We start from the raw sequence: 26,373 nt of genomic DNA on the forward strand, positions 1-26,373 counted from the left end.
TTGGAGGTCTTACCGCCGAGCACCACGCGGCGCACGTCGTATTCGGTGGCGTTCCAGGTCTTGAGGACCTGGCGGCGCTCGGCCTCGTCCAGCAGCTCGACATCGCCGACCAGCGCGGCCGGCGCGGCGACCACGGCCGACAGCAGGCGCACCAGGCGATCCGCGAAGGCGGTGACCGTCCGGGCGTCGAACATATCGGTGGCGTAGGCAAACTCGGCCGCCATGCCCGAACCGTCGGGGCGTTCGGTCAGGTTCAGGTGCAGATCGAACTTGGCGGTGACCACGTCCAGGGGGACGCCGGTCACTTCCAGGCCGGGCAGCGCGAAGCTGGCCGCACCGGTGTTCTGGAAAGACAGCATCACCTGGAACAGCGGATGCCGGGCTTGGGAGCGGGCCGGGTTGAGGATCTCCACCAGGCGCTCGAACGGCAGATCGGCGTGGCCGAAGGCGGCCAGGTCGGCGTCCTTGGTGCGGGCGAGCAGCTCGGTGAAGCTCTCCCCCGCGGCCACCGGCGTGCGCAGCACCAGGGTGTTGACGAACATGCCGATGGCGTCGTCGAGCACCTGCTCACCACGGCCCGCGACGGCCGTGCCGATGGCGATGTCGTCGCCGCCGGACAGGCGCGCCAGCAAGGCCGCGAAGGCCGCGTGCACGACCATGAACAGGCTCGCGCCGTGTTCGCGGGCGAGCGCGTTCAGGCCGGACAGCAGGTCGGCGTCGATCGAGAACTCGTGCACGTCACCGCGGTTGGAGGCGACGGCCGGGCGCGGGCGGTCCGAGGGCAGGTCGATCTGGTCGGGCAGCCCGGCCAGGTTCGCCGACCAGTAGTTCACCTGCTGCGCGATGAGCGAGCCGGCGTCCTCCTCGGAGCCCAGGGTCTCGCGCTGCCACAGCGCGAAGTCGGCGTACTGCACCGGCAGCGGAGCCCACGCCGGCACCTCGCCGTTCGCCCGGGAGGCGTAGGCGACCATGACGTCGCGGGCCAGCGGGCGCACCGACCAGCCGTCGCCGGATATGTGGTGCACCACGAAAACCAGCACGTACGTGGGCACGACGGCGGAGCCGTCAATGGACGCCGTGGCATCGGTCACGCGGAACAGGCCCGCGCGCACCGGCGGTGCGACGGTCACATCGAAGCCGGTCAGCACCAACTCGGCGACCCGCTCACGCAGCTCGCTCTCGCCGACCTCGACGGCCGCGAGATCCAGGTGCTCCTTCGCGGTGGCCGCGGGCAGGATGACCTGCACGCCACGGCCTTCGGAGTCCTCCGGGTAGGCGGTGCGCAGCACCTCATGGCGCTCCAGCACATCGCCGACCGCGGCCAGCAGCGCATCCACATCGAGTTCGCCGGTGAGGCGGACCGCGAGCGGAATGTTGTTGACGGCCGAAGCGGTGTCGAAACGGTTGAGGAACCACATACGCTGCTGTGCCAGCGACAGCGGAATCTCGGCCGGGCGTTCCTGGGCCACCAGTTCGCGGCGGCGGCCGGTACCGGCCTGCCCCTCGACCCGGGCGGCCAGACCGGCGACGGTCGGCGCGTCGAACAGGGCGCGCACCGGCACCCGGGTATCGAGCGCCGCGCCGACGCGCGAGGCGACCTGGGTCGCGATGAGCGAGTTGCCGCCCAGCTCGAAGAAGTCGTCGTCCGCGCCGACCGGGTCCTCGAGGCCGAGCACCTCGGCGAAGACGCTCGCCACGATCTGTTCGGCCGGCGTTGCCGGAGTGCGGAATTCGCGGCCGGCGAACTCCGGCTCGGGCAGCGCGCGGCGATCGAGCTTGCCATTGGCATTGAGCGGGAAGGACTCCAGCGCCACGAAGGCAGCCGGAACCATGTACGACGGCAACTGGGCCCCGAGATGCGCGCGCAGCGCTTCGGTATCGATCGCGTCGGCACCGAGTGCTCCGGTGTTCGGCGCGATGCCCGCACCGGTCACCGGCACCACGTAAGCCACCAGCTGGTCGCCGGTGCGTGCGTCGGAGCGCAGCACCACGACCGCCTGCGAGACGGCGGCATGCGCGGTGAGCGCGGCCTCGATCTCGCCGAGCTCGATACGCAGACCACGCAGCTTCACCTGGAAGTCGGTGCGGCCCAGGTACCCCAACTCACCGGCGGCAGTCCAGGTGACGAGGTCACCCGTCCGGTACATGCGCTCGCCCGCGCTGAACGGGTTGGCCACGAAGCGATCCGAGCTCAGGTCCGGCCGCGCCACGTAGCCGCGCGCCAGCTGGACACCGGCCAGGTACAGCTCACCCGCCATACCCGGGGCGACCGGGTGCAGGCGCGAATCCAGCACGTACACCTCGGTGTTGAACACCGGGCGGCCGATCGGCACGGTATCGACATCGGCATCCACGACCTCGTGGAAGGTGACGTCGACGGCCGCTTCGGTCGGGCCGTACAGGTTGTGCAGCGCGGCGCCGGTCAGCTGCCGCAGCTGCTGCGCGGTGCCGCCGGGCAGCGCCTCACCGGAGGCGAAGACCAGTCGCAGGCTGGTGCAGCGCGCCGCGGCGACTGTATCCATTTGCTCGCCCGCGAGCGTGGCCACGAACACCGCGAGCATCGACGGCACGAAGTGCGCCGTCGTGATGCCCTCGGCCGCAATGAGTTCCGCCATGTACAGCGGGTCACGGTGACCGTCCGGCTTGGCGACGACCAGGCGGGCGCCGACCTGCAGCGGCCAGAAGAACTCCCACACCGACACGTCGAAGGTGGCCGGAGTCTTCTGCAGCACCACATCATCGGCGGTGAGGCCGTACTCGGCCTGCATCCACACCAGGCGGTTCACGATCGCGCCGTGGCTGACCGCGACACCCTTCGGGCGGCCCGTGGAACCGGACGTGAAGATGACGTAGGCGGTGTTCGAAGGCCGCAGTGCCGCAAGGCGATCCGCGTCGATGACCGGGGTGTCGGCGTAACCCGACAGGTCCACGGTGTCCACCACGATGACCGGCACGCTGTCGTGCGTGAACCCGTCCTGCGCGGTGGTCAGCACGGCCACCGGCCGCGCGGTCTCCAGCACGTAGTCGATGCGGTCGGCGGGCTGGTCCAGATCCAGCGGCACGTACGCGCCACCGGCCTCGACCACCGCGTACATGGCGACCACGAGGTCCAGCGAGCGGCGAATGCCCAGCCCCACCAGGCTCTCCGGGCCGACCCCGGCCTCGATGAGCTTGCGCGCCAGTCGATGCACGCGTCCGGCGAACTCGCCGTACGTCAGGCCCGTTCCCTCGAAGGTGAGGGCGGTGGCGTCCGGCGTGCGGGCGGCCTGCGCCTGGAACAGGTCCACCAGCGTGACGGTGTCGTCCACATCGGCGGCGGTGCTGTTCCAGCCGTCCACGACCTGTGCGTGTTCGGTGGCGTCGAGCAGGTCGATATCGCCAACGGCCCGGTCGGGCTGTGCGGCGATGGCTTGCAGCAGGCGGTCGAAGCGGGCGGCGAAGAGCCGCATGGTGTCCGCGTCGAACAGGTCGGTGGCGTAGACGAGTTCGGCGGTCAGCCCGGCCGCGCTGCCCTGGCCGTTGCCCGCGACATGCTGCGCGGCCAGCTTCTCGGTCAGCACCAGCTGCAGATCGAACTTGGCGGTATCGATCGGCAGGTCCACGCCGCTGACGGTCAGGCCGGGCAGTTCCAGTTCGGTGATACCGGTGTTCTGGAACGACAGCATGACCTGGAACAGCGGATGCCGGGCCTGCGAACGAGCCGGATTGAGGATCTCCACCAGGCGCTCGAACGGCAGATCGGCGTGCCCGAAGGCCTGAATGTCGGTGCCGCGCACCTGGTTCAGCAGCTCGGCGAAGCCCGCGCTGCCGTCGATCTCGGTCCGCAGCACCAGGGTGTTGACGAACATGCCGATCAGGTCATCGAGGGCGCGCTCACCACGACCGGCGACCGGGGTGCCGATGGCGATATCGGATTCACCCGACAGGCGCGACAGCAGCACCGCGAGCGCACCGTGCATGACCATGAACAGCGTGGTCCCGCGGCTGCGGGCCAGTTCGGCCAGCGCGGCGTGGGTGGCGGCATCGATATCGAAGACGTGGGTGGCGCCGCGGCCCGACGCGACCGCGGGACGCGGCCGATCCGACGGCAGGTCCAGCTGGTCCGGCAACCCGCGCAGGGCCTCACGCCAGTAGGAGACCTGCTGGGAGATCACCGATTCCGCGTCGTCCTCGCGGCCGAGCACCTCGCGCTGCCACAGCGCGTAGTCGGCGTACTGGACATTCAGCGGCTGCCAGGCCGGTTCGCCGCCGTCGACGCGCGCGCCGTAGGCGGTCATGATGTCGCGGGTCAGCGGGCCCATGGAGAAACCGTCGGCCGAGATGTGGTGCACCACCAGCGCGAGCACGTGCTCGGTGGGGCTGACCTCGAACAGGCGGGCGTGGAACGGCACCTCGGTGGTGACGTCGAAGCCGGTCAGCACCAGGTCCCGGACCGCCTGCGGCAGTTCGGCTTCGGTGACCTCCACCGGGGTCAGGTCCGGAATGACCTGCCCGGTCGGCACGATCTCCTGGAACGCGTGCGCTCCATAGACCTGCGCTTCATCGATCTCGGGGTATCGGGTGCGCAGCGACTCGTGCCGCGCCAGCACATCGGCGACGGCGATCTGCAACGCCTGGCGATCCACCAGACCCGACAGGCGCACGGCCGCCGGGATATTGTCCACGGCCGATTCGGGATTGAACCGGTTGAGGAACCACATCCGCTGCTGCGCCAGCGACAACGGCAGCCGCTCCGGGCGCTCCTGCGCGGTCAGCGCCTTGCGAGCGCCTGCACCGGAATGGGTTTCCGCGCGCGCGGCCAAAGCCGCCACGGTCGAGGCCTCGAAGATCTCGCGCACGCCCAGCTGGGCATCCAGCGCGACGGACAGCCGCGCCGCCACCTGGGTGGCGATGAGCGAGTTACCGCCCAGAGCGAAGAAGTCGTCGTCCAGGCCGACCCGCTGCAGGCCGAGGACCTCGGCGAAGATACCCGCCACGATCTGCTCCACCGGAGTGGCCGGGGCGCGGAACACCGCGGCCTCGAACACCGGCGCGGGCAGGGCCCGACGGTCCAGCTTGCCGGAGGCATTGAGCGGGAACTCCTCGAGCACCATCAGGATCGACGGCACCATGTACGCGGGCAGGCTGTCACCGAGCTCGGCGCGAACCGAGTCGGCATCGACCGTACGGTCCGGTGCCGCAACGACATAGCCGACCAGCTGATCACCGGCGTGCGGATCATTACGCACCACGACCACCGACTGCGCGATCGCATCCAGTGCGGTGAGCGCGGATTCGATCTCGCCGAGCTCGATGCGCAGACCGCGCAGCTTCACCTGGAAGTCGGTGCGGCCGATGTAGTCCAGCTCGCCGTCCGCGGTCCAGGTGACGAGGTCACCGGTGCGGTACATGCGCTCGCCCTCCCCGAAGGGGTTGGCGACGAAGCGATCCGAGGTGAGGTCGGGGCGCGCCACGTACGCGGTGGCGAGCTGATCGCCCGCCAGGTACAGCTCACCCGCGACGCCGACCGGAACCGGCCGCAGGCGCGAATCCAGCACGTACAGCTGGGTATTGAATACCGGGCGGCCGATCGGCACGAGATCGACGTCCGCGTCCACCACCCGGTGGTAGGTGACGTCGACCGCGGCTTCGGTCGGGCCGTAGAGGTTGTGCAGCTCGGCGCCGGTCAGCTCGCGCAGCTTGTGCGCGGGCTTCGGCGACAGCGCCTCGCCGGAGGCGAACACCTTGCGCAGGCTGGTGCACTGCGCGGCAGCGGTTTCCGCGACGAAGACCGCGAGCATGGACGGCACGAAGTGGGTGACCGTCACACCCTGGGCGGCAATGAGTTCGGCGAGGTAGGCCGGATCGCGGTGGCCGTCCGGCTTGGCCACGACCAGCTGCGCGCCGATCTGCAGCGGCCAGAAGAACTCCCACACCGACACGTCGAAGGTCGCCGGAGTCTTCTGCAGCACGACGTCATCGGCGGTCAGGCCGTATTCGGTCTGCATCCACACCAGGCGGTTCACGATCGCCGAGTGCGGTACGGCCACACCCTTCGGGCGGCCGGTCGAACCCGAGGTGAAGATGACGTACGCGGTGTTCGTCTCGCGCAACGGGATACGGCGGTCCGCATCGGTCAGCGGTGCGGCCGAGTAGTTGGACAGATCCAGCAGATCGATCCGGACCTGCGCGGTGTCGACCGGGAGGTCCGCACCCGAGGTCAGCACGGTCACCGGGTCGGCGGTGGCGAGGATGTACTCGATGCGGTCGGCCGGGTGATCCGGGTCCAGCGGCACGTACGCGCCACCGGCGGCGGTCACGGCGTACATGCCGATCACCAGATCGAGGGACCGGGGCATGCCCAGGGCCACGAAGGATTCCGCGCCGACGCCGCGTTCGATGAGCCAGCGCGCCAGGCGGTGGACCTGCGCGGAGAACTCGGCATAGGACAGAGCTGTGCCCTCGAAGCTGACCGCGGTCGCTTCGGGAGTGCGCGCTGCCTGCGCCTCGAACAGCGAGACCAGCGTGTTCGCGTCATCGCCGGTGGAGGTGACGACCCGCTCGTCCATGACGCCGTCGGTCAGTTCCAGCAGTACCGAGTCCACATCGAAGGTGGTCCGGTTCCAGGTGGTGACGACCTGTTCGCGCTCGGCGGCGTCGAGCAGTTCGATATCACCCACGGCCGCAGCGGGTTCGGTGGTGATGGCGGTGAGCACCCGCACCAGGCGGTCGGCGATGCGGTGGACGGTGTCCTCGTCGAACAGGTCGCGCAGGTAGCCGGCGCGAACGCGCAGGCGGGTGTCGAGCTGGGCGATGAGGGTCAGCGGGTAGTGAGTGGCGTCGGCGGCGTCCAGGCCGGTGACGGCCATGCCGTCGATATCGGCGGCCTGCGCCCGAATGCCCTCGGCGTCAACGGGATAGGACTCGAACACCACGAGGGTGTCGAAGAGTCCGCCGATGCCCGCAGCGGTCTGGATGTCCGCGAGGCCCACGTAGTGGTGGTCCAGCAGGTCGGCCTGCTCGCCCTGGGTGCGGGTGAGCAGCGCACGCGCCGATTCGGCCGGATCGAAGGCGACCCGCACCGGCACGGTGTTGATGAACAGACCCACCATGGACTCGACGCCGGACAGCTGCGCCGGGCGGCCCGACACGGTGGTGCCGAACAGCACGTCGTCGCGGCCGGTGAGCCGGCCCAGCAGGATGCCCCACGCCACCTGCAGCACGGTGTTCGGCGTGACGCCGATTTCCGCGGCCAGGGCGGTCATACGCGCGGTGGCGGTCTCGTCCAGCTCGAAGAAGTACTCGCCCGACAGTGCGGTGATCTCGCGACCCGCATCCGGGCGGGTGAGCAGGGTCGGCTCGGACACGCCGCGCAGCGACTGCTTCCAGGCTTCGATGGAGGCCGGGCGGTCCTGCTGCGCAACCCATTCCAGGAAGTACCGGTACGAGCGCACCGGCGGCAGCATGGAGGTGTCGGAGTGCGTGGCGTAGAGCACCAGCAGGTCCTGCATGAGCAGCGGCATGGACCAGCCGTCGAGCAGGATGTGATGGTTCGCCACGGCCAGCTGCCAGCGATCGGCAGCCGTCCGGACCAGGGTGAAGCGAATCAGCGGCGGCTCGGTGAGGTCGAAACGCTCGACCCGATCGGCCTCGATCAGGTCGGTCGCATCGCCCGTCTCGGTGCGGTCGTGCACGGTGAACACCGGGTGCACGCTGTCCAGCACCACCTGCACCGGATTGCCCGCGGCGTCGGAAACATAAGCGGTACGCAGGATCTCGTGCCGATCCAGCAGCGCCTGGGCCGCCGCGCGCAGGCGATCGGCGTCCACGCGGCCCTCGAGGGTGAGCACCGCCTGCGCGGTGTACACGTCCACGGAGCTGACGGCCAGCTGCGCGTGGAAGAGCAGACCGGCCTGCAGCGCGGACAGCGGCCACACCTGGTCCAGGGCGCCGAAACGCTGTTCCCAGCCGTCGATATCGCGCTGGGTGATGCGCACCAGCCCGAAGTCGGACGGAGTGTGACCGCCCGCGTTCGCGGATTCGGCATGCCGCGCAACGGCTTCCAGTGCCGCGATCCAGAGCGCACCGAATTCGGCGATCTCGGCGGCGCCGAGCAGCGTGCCCGGGTAGCCGATATTCGCGGTCAGCTTGTCGCCCATGACGATCGCGTTGATATCGATCGGGGCCATGGCCGGCATATCGCCGTCGTAGGCGCCCGCCAGGTCAGCCAGCTCGGGCGCGGGGATCCAGCCGAAACCACGCAGCGCCTCGGGCACATCGCCCTCGTTGACCCGGCCCAGGTAGTTGAAACTGACCTGGCCCGGCAGCTGCTTGGGCAGCTGACCCGCGGTATCGGAGTTCATGTAGCGCAGCAGGCCGTAACCGATGCCCTTGTCCGGCACCGCGAGCAGCTGCTCCTTGATGGACTTGATCGCCTTGCCCATGGCCGCACCGCCGGCGAGGGCGGCGTCCACATCGATGGCCGACAGATCGAAGCGCACCGGGAAGATCGCGGTGAACCAGCCGACCGTGCGCGACAGATCCGCGCCCGGCACGACCTCTTCCTCACGCCCGTGGCCCTCCAGCCGGACGAGGGCAGACTTCTCCCCTTGGCCCTTCGCGGCCCGGAACTTCGCGACCGCCAGAGCGAGCGCGGTGAGCAGACCATCGTTCACGCCGCCGTGGAACAGCGCGGGCACAGTGGTCAGTAGCGACTTGGTGACCTCGGCGGACAGCTCGACGCGATGCTTCTCGATGGTCGAGGTGACATCCACGGCCGGATCCATGGGCCGCTCGGTGAGCAGCGGATCCGGGCCCTCGACAATGCCGCGCCAGAAGGCGAGTTCGGCCACGCGTTCGTCGGTGGCGGCCTCGCGCTCGAGGGCGTGCGCCCAGGTGCGCATGCTGGTGGCCGGAGCGACCAGCTCGGGGGTCTGCCCGGCGGACAGCTGGCCCCACGCGGTCACGAAGTCGGGCACCAGGATTCGCCAGGTGACACCGTCGACCACCAAGTGGTGACCCACCACGACCAGACGACCGGCACGGGAGCCGTCGGACGGCTCCAGCCACACGAACCGGATGACCACGCCCGCAGCCGGATCCAGCTTGTCGAGGGTGGCATCCAGTGCGGCCGAAGCGATCTCGACCAGCTCGGCATCGCTCACCGCGGCGTCGAATTCGGTCCGGTCGATGAGCGCGTCCACGTCGATGGTGCCCGGCTCGACCGTCTCGATGATCCAGTCGGCGTCCGGCACCCGGCGCAGGCGAGCGCGCAGCATGTCGTGGCGGTCGATGACCGCGCCGACGGTCGCCGCGATCCCGGCCCGGTCGATGCCGATCGGCAACTCCAGAGCCATGGTCTGGTTGAACCGGCTGAACGAGCCCGGCCGGCCCACCATGAACCGCACCACCGGCGTCAGCGGCAGCACGCCCACGCCGCCACCCGGCAGCTCGGACAGCTGCGGCGCCGAATCATCCTGGCCCTCGGTGGTTTCGGCCACCGCGGCCAGACCCGACACCGTGCGCTGCTCGAACACATCGCGCGGGCTGAAGACGATGCCGCGCGCCTTGGCGCGCGACACCAGCTGGATGGAGACGATGGAGTCGCCGCCCAGCGCGAAGAACGAATCGTCGATGCCGACCCGCTCCAGGCCGAGCACCTCGGCGAAGACCTCGGCAATGGTGTGCTCGAGGGCATTGCGCGGGGCGCGGAAGACCACCTCGGTGGCGAATACCGGTTCGGGCAGCGCCTTGCGGTCGAGCTTGCCGGCTCCGGTCAGCGGCACCCGGTCGATCATCATGATCGAGGACGGCACCATGTACGCGGGCAGGCGCTGCTCGACGTGCGCGGTGATGGCCGCGACGTCGATCGAATGGCCCGGCGCGGCAACCAGGTACGAGACCAGTGAGGTCGCGCCCGCCGCGTTCTTGTGGCCCACGGTGACCGCGAAGTCCACGCTCTCGTGCGAGGCCAGCGCCGCGTCGATCTCACCGAGCTCGATACGGAAACCGCGCACCTTCACCTGGAAGTCGGAGCGGCCGACGTACTCGACCTCGCCGCCCGTGGTCCAGCGCACCACGTCACCGGTGCGATACATGCGCACGCCGTACCGGTACGGATGCGCGACGAAGCGATCCGCGGTCAGGCCCGGCCGCGCGTGGTAGCCGCGCGCCAGCTGGATGCCCGACAGGTACAGCTCACCCGCGACGCCCACCGGCACCGGACGCAGCTGGCTGTCCAGGATCAGCGACTGCGAGCCGCGGATCGGACCGCCGATGACGACCGTCTCGCCGGGCAGCATCGGGTTGCTGACATTGGTCATGACGGTGGCCTCGGTGGGGCCGTAACCGTTGTAGAAGGCGCGAATCGTGCCGTCCGCCAACGGCACCGCCCAGCGCTCCACCAGATCGGCGGGTACCGCTTCACCACCGGCGACCAGGACGCGCAGGGTGTCCAGCCCGGCCGGGCTGAAGGTGGCCAGCGCGGCCGGGGTGATGAACGCGTGCGTCACCCGCTCGCGGCGGATCAGCTCGGAGAGCTCGTCACCGCCGTAGACGCCGGTCGGGACGATCACCATGGTGCCCGCGCCGCCGATGGCGAGCAGGAACTCCAGCATGGACGCGTCGAACGAGGGCGACGCGAAATGCAGTGCGCGGGTGTCGGAGTCGAGGCTGTAGCGGTCGTTCTGCTCGGAGCAGAAGTTGGCCAGCCCGGCATGGCCGACCACGACGCCCTTGGGCACACCGGTCGAACCGGAGGTGTAGATGACGTAGGCCGGGTGATGCAGCCGCAGCGGGCGCACCCGATCGGCCTGGCCGATCGCCGTGTCCGCGAACGTCTTCAGATCCAGCTCGTCCAGCACCAGCCATTCCACCGAATCCGGCAGTTCGGCGCGCACGGACGCCACGGTCAGGCCGATCGGCGAACCGGAATCGGTGACCATGTGGGCGATGCGGTCGGCGGGGTAGGTCGGGTCGATCGGCACGAAGGCCGCACCGGACTTGGCGACCGCCCATTCGGCCAGGTACGAATCCGCGGAACGCGGTACCGCGACGGCGACCAGATCCTCCGGGCCGATGCCGCGCTGAATCAGCAGCCGCGCCAGGCGGTTCGAGCGCGCGTCGAACTCACCGTAGGAATACGTGACGCCTTCGAAGACCACCGCGGGGGCATTGCGATCGCGCTCCACGGCGAGGCCGATGAGCTCCGGCAGCGTGTGCACCGGCTTGGACGGCAAGCCGTACCGGGCCACCAGATCGGCCTTCTCGTCCTGATCCAGGATCTCGATCGAGCCGACCGGGAGTTCCGCATTCGCGGCGACCGCTTCCAGCACCCGCAGCCAGCGCTGCGCGAAGCCGGCGGCGGTGGCCTCGTCGAACAGGTCGACGGCGTAGGTCAGCGCCAGCGTCATGGCGGTGCCCGCGCCGGTCCGGCCGCCGAGCTGCTCGGACAGCGTGAACTGCAGATCGAAACGGGAGATGTTCTCGTCGAGGTCCAGCGCCGAGACGTTCAGGCCGGGCAGTTCCAGGGTGGTGCGGTCCAGGTTCTGGAAGGCCAGCACGACCTGGAACAGCGGGTTGCGGGCCTGCGAGCGCTCCGGCGCGAGCAGATCCACCAGCCGCTCGAACGGCACATCGGCATTGCCGAAGGCGTCGAGGTCGGTGTGGCGCACCCGATCCAGCAGATCGGAGAACGACTCCGCCGGATCGATCCCGGTGCGCAGCACCAGGGTGTTGACGAACATGCCGACCAGATCGTCCAGCGCGGCCTCGCCACGACCGGCGACCGGCGTGCCGATGGCGATGTCATCGCCGCCGGACATGCGTGCCAGCAGCACCGCGAGCGCGCTGTGCATGACCATGAACAGCGACGAACCACGCCGCCGCGCAACATCTTCCAGCGCACCGATGAGCTCGGGCGACAGCGTCCGCTGCAGCGTCGCACCGCGATGCGAGGCAATGGCCGGGCGCGGGCGGTCGATCGGCAGCGCCAGCTCGTCCGGCACCCCGTCCAGCACGCGCTGCCAGTAACCCACCTGCCGCGCCATGAGCGAGGCCGAATCCTCTTCCGACCCCAGCACTTCGCGCTGCCAGATGGCGAAATCGGCGTACTGCACGGCCAGCGGCGCCCAGCCGGGCACCGCGCCCTGCGTGCGCGCGGTGTAGGCCACCATGACATCCCGCGTCAGCGGCGCCATGGAGAATCCGTCACCCGCGATGTGGTGCACCACGACCACGAGCACATGCTCGACAGAATCCTCGCCGCCGACCCGGAACAGCCGGGCGCGCAGCGGAACCTGGTCCGCGACATTGAAGCCCAGCGTCGCGAAGGCGGTGACGGCGGCGGTCAGCTCGCCCGCGGCGACCGTGACCGGGCGCAGATCGAGGGCGATCTGCTCGGCCGGGACGACCACCTGCATCGGGGTGCCGCCGTGCTCCGGGTAGCGGGTGCGCAGCGACTCGTGGCGGCGGACCACGTCCGCGACCGCGAGTTCCAGTGCGGCGGTGTCCAATTCGCCGAAGCGCGGGTCGACGGAGCGTAGGCGAATGGCCAGCGGCAGGTTGTAGGCCGCCGAAGAAGTGTCGTACTGGTTCAGGAACCACATGCGCTGCTGCGCGAACGACAGCGGCACCAGGTCACCCGCGTTGCGCGGGCGGGCCACCAGCTTGGCACGGGAGGCGCCGTCGGCATGCGATTCGATGCGCGCCGCAAGGGCTTCCACGGTGGGCGCCTCGAAGAGCGTGCGCACCGCGACCGTGGTGTCCAGCGCCGAACCGATGCGCGAGACCACCCGGGTGGCGATGAGCGAGTTGCCGCCCAGTTCGAAGAAGTCGTCGTCGAGGCCGACCCGTTCCAGGCCGAGCACCTCGGCGAAGACGCCGGCCACGGTCTCCTGGACCGGGGTCTCCGGCGCGCGGAAGGCCCGGGCCTGCACCGCCGGCGCGGGCAGCGCACGACGGTCCAGCTTGCCGTTGACGGTCAGCGGAATCCGGTCCAGCAGCACGATGGACGACGGCACCATATAGGACGGCAGGCGCTCGGCCGCGCCGTCCCGGATGGTGTCGAGCAGCGGCGCCGCGCCGTCCTGCGGCACCACGTAGGCGACGATGCGCTGATCGCCCGGCTGGTCCTCGCGCACGATGACGGCGGCCTGGGCCACGCCCGGCTGCGCCAGCACCGCGGACTCGATCTCGCCGAGCTCGATGCGGAAACCGCGGACCTTCACCTGATCGTCTGCGCGGCCCAGGTATTCGAGCTCGCCGAAACGGTTCCAGCGGGCCACGTCACCCGAGCGATACAGACGCGAGCCCGGCGCACCGAAGGGGCTGGCCACGAAACGGCCCGCCGACAGGTCGGGACGGCCGAGGTAGCCGCGCGCCAACTGCGCACCGGCCACATACATTTCACCCGCGACACCGACCGGCACCGGATGCAGACGGTCATCGAGCACGTGCACGCGCAGGCCCGCGATGGCGCGGCCGACCACCGAACCCGTTGCGGCGGCAATGGTCTCGGCATCGAGCACTCGCACCGACACGTGCACGGTGGTCTCGGTTATGCCGTACATGTTCACCAGGTAGGGCGAGCTGTCACCGTGGCGCGCAACCCAATCCGACAGGCGGCGCAGCTCGAGGGCCTCACCGCCGAAGATCACGTAACGCAACGCCAGCGACTGATCGTCACCCGCCGCAGTGCCCAATTCTCGGCTCGCCGAGGAAGCAATACGCTCGGCCTCGGCCAGCTGGTAGAACGCAGACGGGGTCTGGTTGAGCACCGTGACCCGTTCCCGGCGCAGCAGTTCCAGGAACTGCTCCGGCGAACGCGACACGTAGTAGTCGACGACCACCAGGGTGCCGCCGTAGAGCAGCGGACCCCACAGCTCCCACACCGAGAAGTCGAAGGCGTAGGAGTGGAACAGCGTCCACACGTCATCGGCGCCGAAGCCGAACTCGCGATCGGTGTTCGCCATGAGCCGCACCACATTCCGGTGCGCCACGGCCACGCCCTTGGGGCGGCCGGTGGAGCCGGAGGTGTAGATGACGTAGGCGACGTGATCCGGGTGCAGCGGGGTCAGCCGGTCGGCATCGGTGATCGGCGAATCCGCCGCGTCCTCGATGTCCCCGGCCTCCAGCGAGTACCCGTCCAGCAGCACCTTGTGGAGCTCGGCGGGAAGATCCACCTGCACGGTGGAATCGAGGATGACGCTGGTCGGCTTCGCATCCGACAGCGTGAAGGCGATGCGATCCGCCGGGTAGGTCGGATCGATCGGCACATAACCCGCACCGGTCTTGATGACCGCGAGCAGCGCCACCACCAGATCGGCCGACCGCGGCAGCAGCACCGCGACCAGCGACTCCGGCCCGGCGCCCTCGGCGATCAGCCTGCGCGCCAGCACATTCGCACGCCGGTCCAGATCCGCGTAGGTCAGTTCCTCGTCGCCGAAGCGCACCGCCACCCGCTCGGGGTTGGCGGCCGCGGCGGCATCGAAAAGGCCGGACAGCGTCGCATCGGGCAGTACGAACGGGGTCGACAGCGTCGCCGCCGCGGCCGGGGACAGGCCCGCGCCACCGGCGAGCGCGACGCTCGCCGCGGTGTCCTCGCCCGCACCGGCGGCCCGCGCCGCGTCCGCGAGCGCGACGATATCGTCGCCCGCCGAGACCCAGCGTTCGGATACGTCGTGGCGCTCGTCCTCGCCCAGCAGGTCGATATCGCCGATCAGCGCGGCCGGATCCTCCGCGACGGCGCGCAGGATGCGGACCAGGCGCTCGGCGAAGGCGGTGACCGTCTCGGCGTCGAACAGATCGGTGGCGTAGTTCCAGGACAGGCCCAGGGCACCGTCGGCGCGCTCGCTGACGGTCAGCTGCACATCGAACTTGGCCGTGCCGGGATCGAATTCGACGAGCTCGACATCCAGCCCGGATAGCGAGACCGCGTCCGCGTCCTCGGCGCTGGCCGCTTCGAAGGTCAGCGCGACCTGGAACAGCGGGTGGTGCGCCTGCGAGCGGACCGGGCTGAGCACATCGACGAGCCGTTCGAACGGCACATCGGCGTGTGCGAAGGCGGCCAGATCGGTGCGGCGGGCCTGCGCGAGCAGATCGCGGAAGGCGGCCTCGGGCCGAACCTCGGTGCGCAGCACCAGGGTATTGACGAACATGCCGATCAGGTCGTCGAGCGCGCGTTCGCCGCGGCCCGCGATCGGGGTGCCGATGGCGATATCGGTGGACCGGGACAGTCGCGCCGCCCAGGTCGCCAGCGCCGCGTGCACCAGCATGAACAGGGTGACGTCGTGCTCGCGGGCCACACCGGTCAGGGCGCGGTGCAGCTCGGCGTCGACCGAGAAGTCATAGGTGCCACCGGCATTGGTGGCGACCTCCGGCCGCGGCCGGTCGGCGGGCAGCTCGATCTGCTCGGGCAGATCCCGCAACTGCTGCGACCAGTAGGAGATCTGCTGGGCGGCAAGGGATTCCGCATCGGATTCCGAGCCCAGCACCGCGCGCTGCCACAGCGCGTAGTCGGCGTACTGCACCGGCAGCGGCGCCCACGCCGGGGCCTCGCCGCGACTGCGATCCAGGTAGGCCGCCACCACATCGCTCAGCAGCGGACGCAGCGAGAAACCGTCGGCGCTGATGTGATGCAGCACCAGCACGACCACGTGCTCGGTCTCGCTCAGGCTGAGCACCGTTGCGCGGAAGGGCAGTTCGCGGGTCACATCGAAGAACACGCTCGCGAGTTCGACGATGCGCGCGGGGAGACCCGCGGCGGTCACCGTCTCGGTGCGGACCTCGAAGTCCACCTCGGACAGCGGCAGCACCTGCTGATAGCCATCACCCGAGACCTCGGGGTAGATGGTGCGCAGCGCCTCGTGCCGGGCCAGCACATCGCCGAGCGCGGCGGTGAAGGCCGCGGAGTCGACCGTGCCGGTCAGCTTCAGCGCCACCGGAATGTTGTTGACGGCGGTGCGGTTGTCGAAGCGGTTCAGGAACCACATGCGCTGCTGCGCCGGCGACAGCGGAATCAGCTGTGCCGTCTCGCCGGTTCGCAAGCTCACCGGCGCCGGGCGTTCCTGCGCGACCAGCGGTGCGCGGCGACCGGTACCGGCCCGCGATTCCAGCTGGGCCGCAAGGGAGGTCACCGTGGTGGCCTCGAACAGGGTGCGCAGCGGGATATCGGCGTCGAGCGCGGCGGACAGGCGCGCGATGACCTGGGTGGCGATCAGCGAGTTGCCGCCCAGTTCGAAGAAGTCGTCGTCCAGGCCGACCCGTTCCAGGCCGAGCACATCGGCGATGGTGCCGGCCACGGTCTGCTGCACCGGGGTCTCCGGGGCGCGGTAGGCCTTGACCGCGAAGGTCGGGGCGGGCAGCGCCCGGCGATCCAGCTTGCCGGAGGCATTGAGCGGGAAGGCGTCCAGCACCATGAAGGCGGCCGGCACCATGTAGGCCGGAAGGCCCTGTGCCAGAGCATCCTTCACGGCTTCGATATCGATGTGACCGTCGGCGGCCACCAAGTACGCCACCAGCTGATCGCCGGTGCGCTCATCCTGATGGACCACGACGACCGACTGCGCGACCGCCGGCAGCGCGGTCAGCGCCGACTCGATCTCGCCGAGCTCGATGCGCAGACCACGCAGCTTCACCTGGAAGTCGGTGCGGCCCAGGTACTCCAGCTCACCGGAGTTCGTCCACACCACCAGGTCGCCGGTGCGGTACATGCGCTCACCGGCGAAGCGCGGGGAGGAGGAGCGGAACGGGTTGGCGACGAAGCGATCCGAGGTGAGGTCCGGGCGCGCCACATACGCGGTGGCGAGCTGATCGCCCGCCAGATACAGCTCACCCGCGACACCGGCCGGAACCGGACGCAGCCGCGAATCCAGCACGTACACCTGGGTATTGAAGACCGGCGCACCGATCGGCACCGACGCCAGATCGGCATCGGTGACCTCGTGATAGGTCACGTCGACCGCGGCCTCGGTGGGGCCGTACAGGTTGTGCAGGCGGGCACCGGTGCGCTTGCGCAGCTGCTGCGCGGTCGGCGCGGGCAGGCCCTCACCGGAAGCGAAGACATTGCGCAGGCTGGTGCACTCGGCCACACCGTCCTCGGCGACGAACAACGCCAGCATGGACGGCACGAAGTGCACCGTGGTGACCTGCTCGGCCTGGATCAGGCGCACCAGGTACGCCGGATCGCGATGCCCGTCGGGCTTCGCCACGACCAGGCGCGCGCCGACCTGCAAGGGCCAGAAGAACTCCCACACCGACACGTCGAAGGTGGCCGGAGTCTTCTGCAGCACCACATCATCGGCGGCCAGCCCGTACTGGGCGTGCATCCACACCAGGCGGTTGACGATCGCGGCATGCGAGACGGCGACACCCTTGGGGCGGCCGGTCGAACCCGAGGTGAAGATCACGTATGCGGTGTTCGCCGGGTGCAGCGGTGAGCGGCGGTCGGCATCGGAGAGCGGAGCGCCCTCGAAGGCCGACAGATCCAGCTCGTCGATGCGAACCTGCTGTACCGCAATGTCTTCCAAGTCCTCGCCGGAGGTCAGCACGCATACGGGCTGCGCCGTCTCGAGGATGTACTGGGTGCGCTCGGCCGGGTGCTCGGGATCCAGCGGGACGTACGCGCCGCCCGCGACGGTGACGGCGTACATGCCGACCACCAGATCCAGCGAACGCCGCATGCCCAGGGCCACATACGATTCCGGGCCGACACCCTCGGCGATCAGCCAGCGGGCGAGCTTGCGGACGCGGTCCGCGAACTCGGCGTAGGACAGACTTGTAGCCGGTTGGGGGGTATCGGCGTGCTCGAACGTGACCGCGGTCGCGTCGGGAGTCAGCGCGACCTGCGCCTCGAACAGCGAAACCAGCGTGGCCGCGGCGCCTTCGGAGATCTCCGGCAGGGCGGCGTCCAGTTCGAACGCGGTCTCGTTCCAGGCGCGCAGGATGCGGTCCCGCTCGCAGTCGTGCAGCAGTTCGATATCGCCCACGCGCACCGACGGATCGGCGACCACCGCGGCGAGCACGCCCAGGAAGCGCTGCCCGAAGACATCGGCGAAGCCGGCGTCGAAAAGGTCGGTGGCGAAGACGAGTTCGGCATCCATGCCGGGATCGGCCGCGTCGGCGTCCAGAGCGTCGGCGCGCTCGCTCAGCGTCAGCTGCAGATCGAACTTGGCCGCCTGCTGATCGACCTCGAGCTGGGAGACCGACAGACCGGGCAGTTCCAGTGCGGTGCGGCCCAGGTTCTGGAACGACAGCATGACCTGGAACAGCGGATGCCGCGCCTGCGAGCGCGGCGGGTTCAGTACCTCGACCAGCCGCTCGAACGGCACGTGCGCGTGTGCGAAGGCCTGCAGGTCGCGCTCGCGCACCGACTTCAGCAGGTCGGCGAACGGCTCGCCGGTGTCGACGGTCGAACGCAGCACCAGGGTGTTGACGAACATGCCGACCAGATCGTCGAGCGCCTGCTCGCCACGGCCGGCCACCGGAATACCGACGGCAATGTCCTCGGTGCCGCTCAAACGGGCCAGCAGGGCAGCGAAGGCGCTGTGCACCACCATGAACAGCGTGGTGCCGTGCTGCTGCGCGACCCGGTTCAGCCCGGTGATCAGGTCACCCGGCACCTGGAAGCGGTGTGTCCCGGCATCGTAGGTGGCCACGGCCGGGCGCGGCTTGGTGGACAGCCGCAGCTCGTCGGGCAGCCCGGCCAGGGTGCGGCGCCAGTAATCCAGCTGCTCGGTGATGAGTGAGCGCGGATCCTCTTCGGAGCCGAGGGTTTCGCGCTGCCACAGCGCGTAATCGGCGTACTGCACCGGCAGTTCGCGCCAGCCCGGCGCGTCGCCGCCGCTGCGCGCCACGTAGGCGGTGATGAGATCCCGCACCAGCGGGTTCATCGAGAAACCGTCGGTGGCGATGTGATGTGCCACCAGCACCAGCACGACCTCGTCGGCGGCCAGGCGGAAGGCCCGCAGCCGCACCGGCGGTTCGGCGGTCACATCGAAGCCCTCCGCCACGAACGCGTAGATCGCGGCGAAGATCTCACCCTCGGTCACGTCCACGACATCGAGCGCCGGGACGGCCCGCGCGGTCGGCAGCACCAGCTGGTACGCCACGCCCTCGTGCGACGGGTAGACGGTGCGCAGCGACTCGTGGCGGCCGATCACATCCGCGACCGCGTCCTGCAGCGAGTCGAAATCGAGCGCGCCGACGAGGCGTACCGCCACCGGAATGTTGTTGGCCGAGGACTCGGTGTCGAAGCGGTTCAGGAACCACATGCGCTGCTGCGCCAGCGACAGCGGCGGGTACTCCGGCCGCGCCTGCGCCGTGAGCGCCTGGCGCACACCGGTTCCCGCGTGCGACTCCACCCGCGCGGCCAGCGCCGCCACGGTCGGGGCCTCGAAGAGCGCGCGCACGCCGATCTCGGCGTTCAGCGCGCCGGACAGCCGGGCCGCGACCTGGGTGCCGAGCAGCGAGTTGCCGCCCAGCTCGAAGAAGTCGTCGTCCACGCCCACGCGCGGAGCGCCGAGCAGATCGGCGAAGATCTGCGCGATGATCTCTTCGATCGGGGTGGACGGCGCGCGGAACACCCGGGTCTCGAAGACCGGGGTGGGCAGCGCGCGGCGATCCAGCTTGCCGGAAGCATTGAGCGGGAAGGCATCCAGCACCACGAGCGCGGCCGGAACCATGTAGGCGGGCAGCGAGTTGGCCAGTTCGGCCTTCATGGCGTCGACGTTCAGGACGGCGCCGGGCTCGTGCACCACATAACCGACGAGCTGATCACCGGCATTGGCATCGGACCGGACCACCACGACCGACTGCGCGACGCCGTACTGCGCCAGCAGCGCCGCCTCGATCTCGCCCAGCTCGATGCGCTGACCGCGCAGCTTCACCTGGAAGTCGGTGCGGCCCAGGTAGTTCACCTCACCGGCGGGCGTCCAGGTGACGAGGTCACCGGTGCGGTACATGCGCGCACCCGGCTCGCCGTACGGATTGGCGACGAAGCGGTCCGCCGACAGATCCGGGCGGCCCAGGTAACCACGCGCCAGCTGATGGCCCGCCAGGTACAGCTCACCCGCGACACCCGGCGCCACCGGATGCAGGCGGGCGTCCAGGATCAGGGTCTGGGTGTTCCACACCGGCCGGCCGATCGGCACGAAAACCGTGTCGGTGTCGACGACCTCGTGATAGGTCACCTCGACCGCGGCCTCGGTCGGGCCGTACAGGTTGTGCAGTTCGGCGCCGGTCAGCTCGCGCAGCTTCTGCGCGATCGGCGCGGGCAGCGCCTCACCGGAGGCGAACACCCGCTTCAGGTTCATGGCCGCGGCATCCGCGGCGCCGACGGTGGCGACGAAGACCGACATCATCGAGGGCACGAAGTGCGCTGTGGTGATGCCTTCATCGGCGATCAGGCGGGCCAGGTACAGCGGATCGCGGTGCCCGTCCGGCTTGGCCACCACGAGCCGGGCGCCGGTCTGCAAGGGCCAGAAGAACTCCCACACCGACACGTCGAAGGTGGCCGGAGTCTTCTGCAGCACAACGTCATCCGACCCGATCGGGTAGGTGTGCTGACCCCAGCGCAGGCGGTTCATGACCGAGCGATGCTCGACCGCGACACCCTTCGGGCGGCCCGTCGAACCGGACGTGAAGATCACGTACGCGCAGTGCTCGGGCTTGATGGGCCCGCCCCGCTCCTCGTCCGTGACCGGCGATTCCGGGTACATGTCGAGATTGATGGCGTCCACTTCGAGCACCGGCACATTGCGGCCGGTGATGAAGTCGTCGCGGCTGGTGGTCAGTACCGCCACCGGGCGCGCGGTGTCGAGCACATAATCGATGCGCTCGGCGGGCTGATCCGGATCCAGCGGCACGTACGCGCCACCGGCCGCCAGCACCGCGTACATGGCGACGACGAGATCTGTGGAACGCCGGATGGCCAGCGCCACCCGGGTTTCCGCCCCGACGCCCTGCGCGAGCAGCTTGCGGGCCAGCCGGTGCACGCGTCCGGCGAACTCGCCGTAGGACAGAGTCGTCCCCTCGAACGTGACCGCGGGTGCGTCCGGGCTGGTCAACGCCTGGAGTTCGAACAGCGACAGCAGCGTGGCGTTCGTGCCTTCGGGCAACTCGGTGGTGATATCGAAGGCGGTGTCGTTCCAGCCGGAAAGCACCTGCGCGCGCTCGCCGTTCACCAGCAGGTCGATATCACCGATGGGCTGCGCCGGGTCGGCCACCACGGCCGCCAGGATCAGATCCAGGCGGTGCGCGAAGGCCGCGATGGTGGACTCGTCGAAAAGGTCCAGCGCATAGGAGATCTCGGCGGACATGCCCGCGTTCTCACCGTGCGCGTCCTGCGCCTCCTGCAGGGTCAGCTGCAGGTCGAACTTGGCCAGGTTGGCGTCGTAGTCGATGCCGTTGACCGAGAGTCCGGGCAGCTCCAGGCTGGCCTGCCGCGTGTTCTGGAAGGTCAGCATGACCTGGAACAACGGGTGCCGGGCCTGCGAACGCGCCGGGTTCAGCACCTCGACGAGCCGCTCGAACGGCACATCGGCGTGCGCGAAGGCGTGCAGATCGGTGTCGCGGGCCCGCGCCAGCAGATCCGCGAAGGTCTCGGTGCCCTCCACCTCGGTGCGCAGCACCAAGGTGTTGACGAACATGCCGATCAGGTCATCCAGGGCCGCCTCACCACGACCGTGCACCGGGGTGCCGATCGCGATATCGGAGGTGCCGGACAAGCGTGCGAGCAGCACCGCCAGGGCGCTGTGCAGCACCATGAACAGTGAGGCATTGTGCGCGCGGCCCAGATCCACCAGCGCCTGCTGGGTTTCGGCCGAAATCGCGAACGGGTAGGTGCCGCCGCGGTAGCTCGCGACCGCGGGCCGCTGCCGATCCGCGGGCAGCACCAGCTCGTCGGGCAGATCCACCAGCGCATCGGTCCAATACCGGATCTGCTTGGCGATCAGCGATTCCGGGTTCTCCTCCGAACCCAGCACCTCGCGCTGCCACAGCGCGTAATCCGCGTACTGCACCGGCAGTTCGGCCCACGCCGGGGCCTCCCACGAGGTGCGCGCGGCATAGGCGACCATGACATCGCGCGCCAGCGGGCCCATGGACCAGCCGTCCGCGGAGATGTGGTGCACCACCATGCCGAGCACGTACTCGGTCTCGGAGATCTCGAAAAGCCTTGCGTGCAAAGGCACTTCGTCGGTCACGTCGAAGGCCATGGTGGCCAGCTCGACCAGGTGCTCGATGAGGTTGTCCTCGGTCACCGGCACCGGGGTCAGGTCCGGCACGATCTGCGCGGCGTCCAGCACCAGCTGCACCGGGCCGTGCGAGGTCTCCGGGAAGACCGTGCGCAGCGACTCGTGCCGGTCGATCACATCGATGACCGCGACCTGCAGGGCCGCGATGTCCAGCTCACCCGAGAGGCGAATCGCCACCGGGATGTTGTTGACCGCCGATGCGGTATCGAAGCGGTTGAGGAACCACATGCGCTGCTGCGCAAGGGAAAGCGGGATCTCGGTGGGCCGCTCCCGGGCCACCAGCGCCTTGCGGCCGCCGTCGCCGACATGCGATTCCACGCGGGCCGCGAGGGCTTCCACGGTCGCGGCCTCGAACAGCATGCGCACCGGGACACGGGTGTCCAGCGCGGTGCCCAGGCGGGTCGCCACCTGGGTGGCGATCAGCGAGTTGCCGCCGAGTTCGAAGAAGTCGTCGTCCACGCCGACGCGGGCGATGCCGAGCACCTCACCGAAGATCTGGGCGACGATCTCCTCGATCGGCGTTGTCGGCGCGCGGAATTCACGCACCTCGAAACGCGGCGAGGGTAGCGCCTTGCGATCCAGCTTGCCGGAGGCATTGAGCGGGAAGGCATCCAGCAGCATGAGCGAGCCCGGCACCATGTACGCGGGCAGCGTGCGCTGCAGGAAGGTCTTGACCCCGTCCAGATCCACCGGGCCGCGGGTGACGATGTAGGCGACCAGCTGATCGCCGGCCACGGTGTCGATGACCAGCACCACGGCCTGCTGCACCTTGGGGTGATCCAGCAGCGCGGTCTCGATCTCGCCGAGCTCGATGCGCTGACCGCGGAACTTCACCTGGAAGTCGGTGCGGCCGATGTAGTCGATGACGCCACGGTCGCTGGAGTTCCAGCGCACCAGGTCACCGGTGCGATACAGGCGGGAACCGGGCTCGCCGTACGGGTTGGCGACGAAGCGCTCCGCGCTCAGATCCGGGCGGCCGAAGTAGCCGCGCGCGACCTGCGCGCCACCCAGGTACAGCTCACCCGGGACACCGGCCGGAACCGGGCGCAGGCCCGCGTCCAGCACATAGGTCTGGGCATTCCACACCGGGCGGCCGATCGGCACCGAGGTGACCACCGGCGCGTCGATGGGCGCGTAGGTGGCGTGCACGGTGAACTCGGTCGGGCCGTACAGGTTGTGCACGGCGGCGGTGGAGAACTTGCGGAAGGCGGTCACGGTGGCCGGCGGCAACGCCTCACCGGCGACGAGAACCGCACGCAGGGACAGGCATTCGGCGGCCGAGGCGCTGGACGCGAACACGCTCAGCATGGACGGCACGAACGAGGTCAGGGTGACCCGGTGCCGGCCGATGACCTCCGAGAGGTACATGGGATCGCGATGCCCGTCGGGCGCGGCGATGACCTGCTGCGCGCCCACCACCAGGGAACCGAACAGCTCCCACACCGACACGTCGAAGGTGACCGGCGTCTTCTGCAGGATCACATCGGTGTCGTCGATGCCGTATTCGCTGGTGATCCAGGCGATCTGGTTCAGCACCCCGGCATGCGAGATGGCCACGCCCTTGGGGCGGCCGGTCGAGCCGGAGGTGAACAGCACATAGGCCGCATTGCCCGCGCGCAGCGGCGCGCGGCGGTCCGCATCGGTGACCGGGGCGTCGCTGAAATCGTCGAGATCCAGCGAATCCAGGTACAGCGTGGTGCAATCCGAGCCGTCCACCGCATCGTCGCGGGTGGTCAGCAGGACCACCGGCTGCGCGGTGCGGAGCACGTACTCGGTGCGCTCGGCCGGATGATCCGGATCGATCGGGACGTAGCCACCGCCCGCGGTGAGGGTGGCGTAGATGGCGACCAGCATGTCCACCGAGCGGCGAATACCCACCGCCACCAGGGACTCCGGGCCCACACCCTCGTCGATCAGCTTGCGGGCCAGGCGGTTCACCCGGGCCGAGAACTCGGCGTAGGTGAGTTCCCGCTCGGGACCGAAGATGCCGCCGCTGCGCTCACCCGGATCGAAGATCAGGGCGGTGGCGTGCGGGCGGAGGCGGACCTGCTCCTCGAACAGGTCCAGCACGGTGGTCGCGGCCGGCAGCGCGTGCGCGGTGTGGTTCCACTCGTGCAGCACGGTCTCGGACTCGTCGGCGTCCAGGACGTCGATATCGCGCACCACGGTTTCCGGTGCGGCGGCGGCGGTTTCGAGCACCCGCAGGTAGCGGCGGCCGAACTCGGTGACGGTGGCGGTGTCGAACAGATCGGTGGCATAGGACAGCACCACGGACAGGCCGTCCGGCTCGCCGCGCAGGCCACGCTGCTCGGTGAGGGTCCACTGCAGGTCGAACTTGGCGATATCGACTTCGAGCTCGTCCGCGGAAACAGTGAGGCCGGGCAGCTCCATGGAGCCGTGCGACATCTCCTGGAACGACAGCATGACCTGGAACAGCGGATGGCGCGCCTGCGAACGAGTCGGGTTGAGCACCTCGACCAGCCGCTCGAAGGGCACATCGGTATTGGCGAACGCCGCGAGATCGGATTCGCGGGTGCGCGTGAGGAAATCGGCGAACCGCTCGGCGCCGCTCACCTCGGAACGCAGCACCAAGGTGTTGACGAACATGCCGATCAGGTCATCCAGGGCCTGCTCGCCACGACCGGCCACCGGGGTGCCGATGGCGATATCGGTGGTGCCCGACAACCGCGCCAGCAGCACGGCCAGCGCCGAATGCATCACCATGAACAGCGAAACACCCTGGGCACGAGCCAGATTCGCCAGCTGCGCGTGCAGCTCGGCCGGAATCTCGAAGGTGACCCGGGAACCGTGGAACGACTGCACCGGCGGACGCGGACGATCGGCCGGCAGATCCAGCTGATCCGGCAGGCCCGCCAAAGCGCCACGCCAGTAGGCGATCTCGCGCGCGGCCATGGAATCGGCATCCGATTCCGAACCCAGCACCTCGCGCTGCCAGATGCTGAAGTCCTGGTACTGCACCGGCAGCGGGGCCCAGCCGGGCTCGGTACCGGCCACGCGTGCCAGGTAGGCGGCGGTCATGTCCCGAGAGAGCGGGCCGAACGAGAAACCGTCCGCGGCAATGTGATGCACCACGAACGCGACGGCCAGATCGAGGTCACCGGAGCCGGCGGCCTCGTTGGCGTCGGGGGCCTCGTTGGTGTCAGCGTCGGCGCGGTTGCCGTCGAGCACGCGGAAGACCCGTACCCGGATCGGCAGCTCCTGCGCCACATCGAAACCGGTGGACGCGAATTGCGCCAGCGCCGCGGACAGTTCAGCCTCGGCGATATCGTGCACCGTGATGCCCAGATCGACCTCGTCGATCGGCAGCACCTGCTGGAAACCGCCGTCCCCGGACTCGGGGAACACGGTGCGCAGCGATTCCTGCCGCGCCACCACATCGGTCAGCGCCAGCCGCAGCGCGTCCAGGTCCACCTGACCGCGCAGGCGGACCACGAACGGCAGGTTGTAGGTCGGGACGGTCGGATCGAACTGGTTCAGGAACCACATGCGCTGCTGCGCCAGCGACAGCGGCACCCGCTCCGGGCGCTGCTGCGCAACCAGCGGCGGCCGCGAAATGTCAGCGCCTTCGCCCCCGGACCCGCCCTCAACCGCGCTTTCCACGCGCGCCGCCAACCCGGCGACGGTCGGTGTCTCGAACAGCGCGCGCACACCCAGGCGGGTGCCGAACGCGGCCGAGATGCGCGCCACCACCTGGGTGGCGACCAGGGAGTTGCCGCCCAGGTCGAAGAAGTTGTCATCGGCGCCGACGCGCACATGCCCGAGCACGTCCGCGAACACGCCCGCCACGATCTCCTCGGCGACCGTGCGCGGGGCGCGGTAACCGGCGGCGTCCGCGCTGAACACCGGCTCGGGCAGGGCCTTGCGGTCCAGCTTGCCGGAGGTGTTGAGCGGGAAGGCATCCAGCACCACGATGGCGGCCGGGACCATGTAGGACGGCAGCTTCTCGGCCGCGAAGCGGGTCAGCTCGGCCGGATCAATGGTCTGTCCCGGCACCGGGACGACGTAGGCGACCAGCTGCTGACCGGTGGCGGTGTCCACCACCAGCACGGCGGCCTGCGAAACCGCCGGGTGCGCCAGCAGATCGGTCTCGATCTCGCCGAGCTCGATGCGCTGACCGCGGAAC

General features: G+C 69.6%; 1 protein-coding gene (only partly in view). It reads right to left on the bottom strand.

Every position in this 26,373-nt window falls within one protein-coding gene, locus tag ACIP5Y_RS16340, for a non-ribosomal peptide synthase/polyketide synthase (protein ID WP_400350908.1), read on the bottom strand. The gene is 44,277 nt long; 15,253 of those nucleotides lie to the left of the window and 2,651 to its right, leaving coding positions 2,652–29,024 in view — codons 884 (partial) to 9,675 (partial); reading right to left, the first codon wholly in view occupies positions 26,370–26,372. The start codon and the stop codon both lie outside this window.

The sequence above is a fragment of the Nocardia sp. NPDC088792 genome, from assembly GCF_044750615.1.
Classification (GTDB): domain Bacteria; phylum Actinomycetota; class Actinomycetes; order Mycobacteriales; family Mycobacteriaceae; genus Nocardia.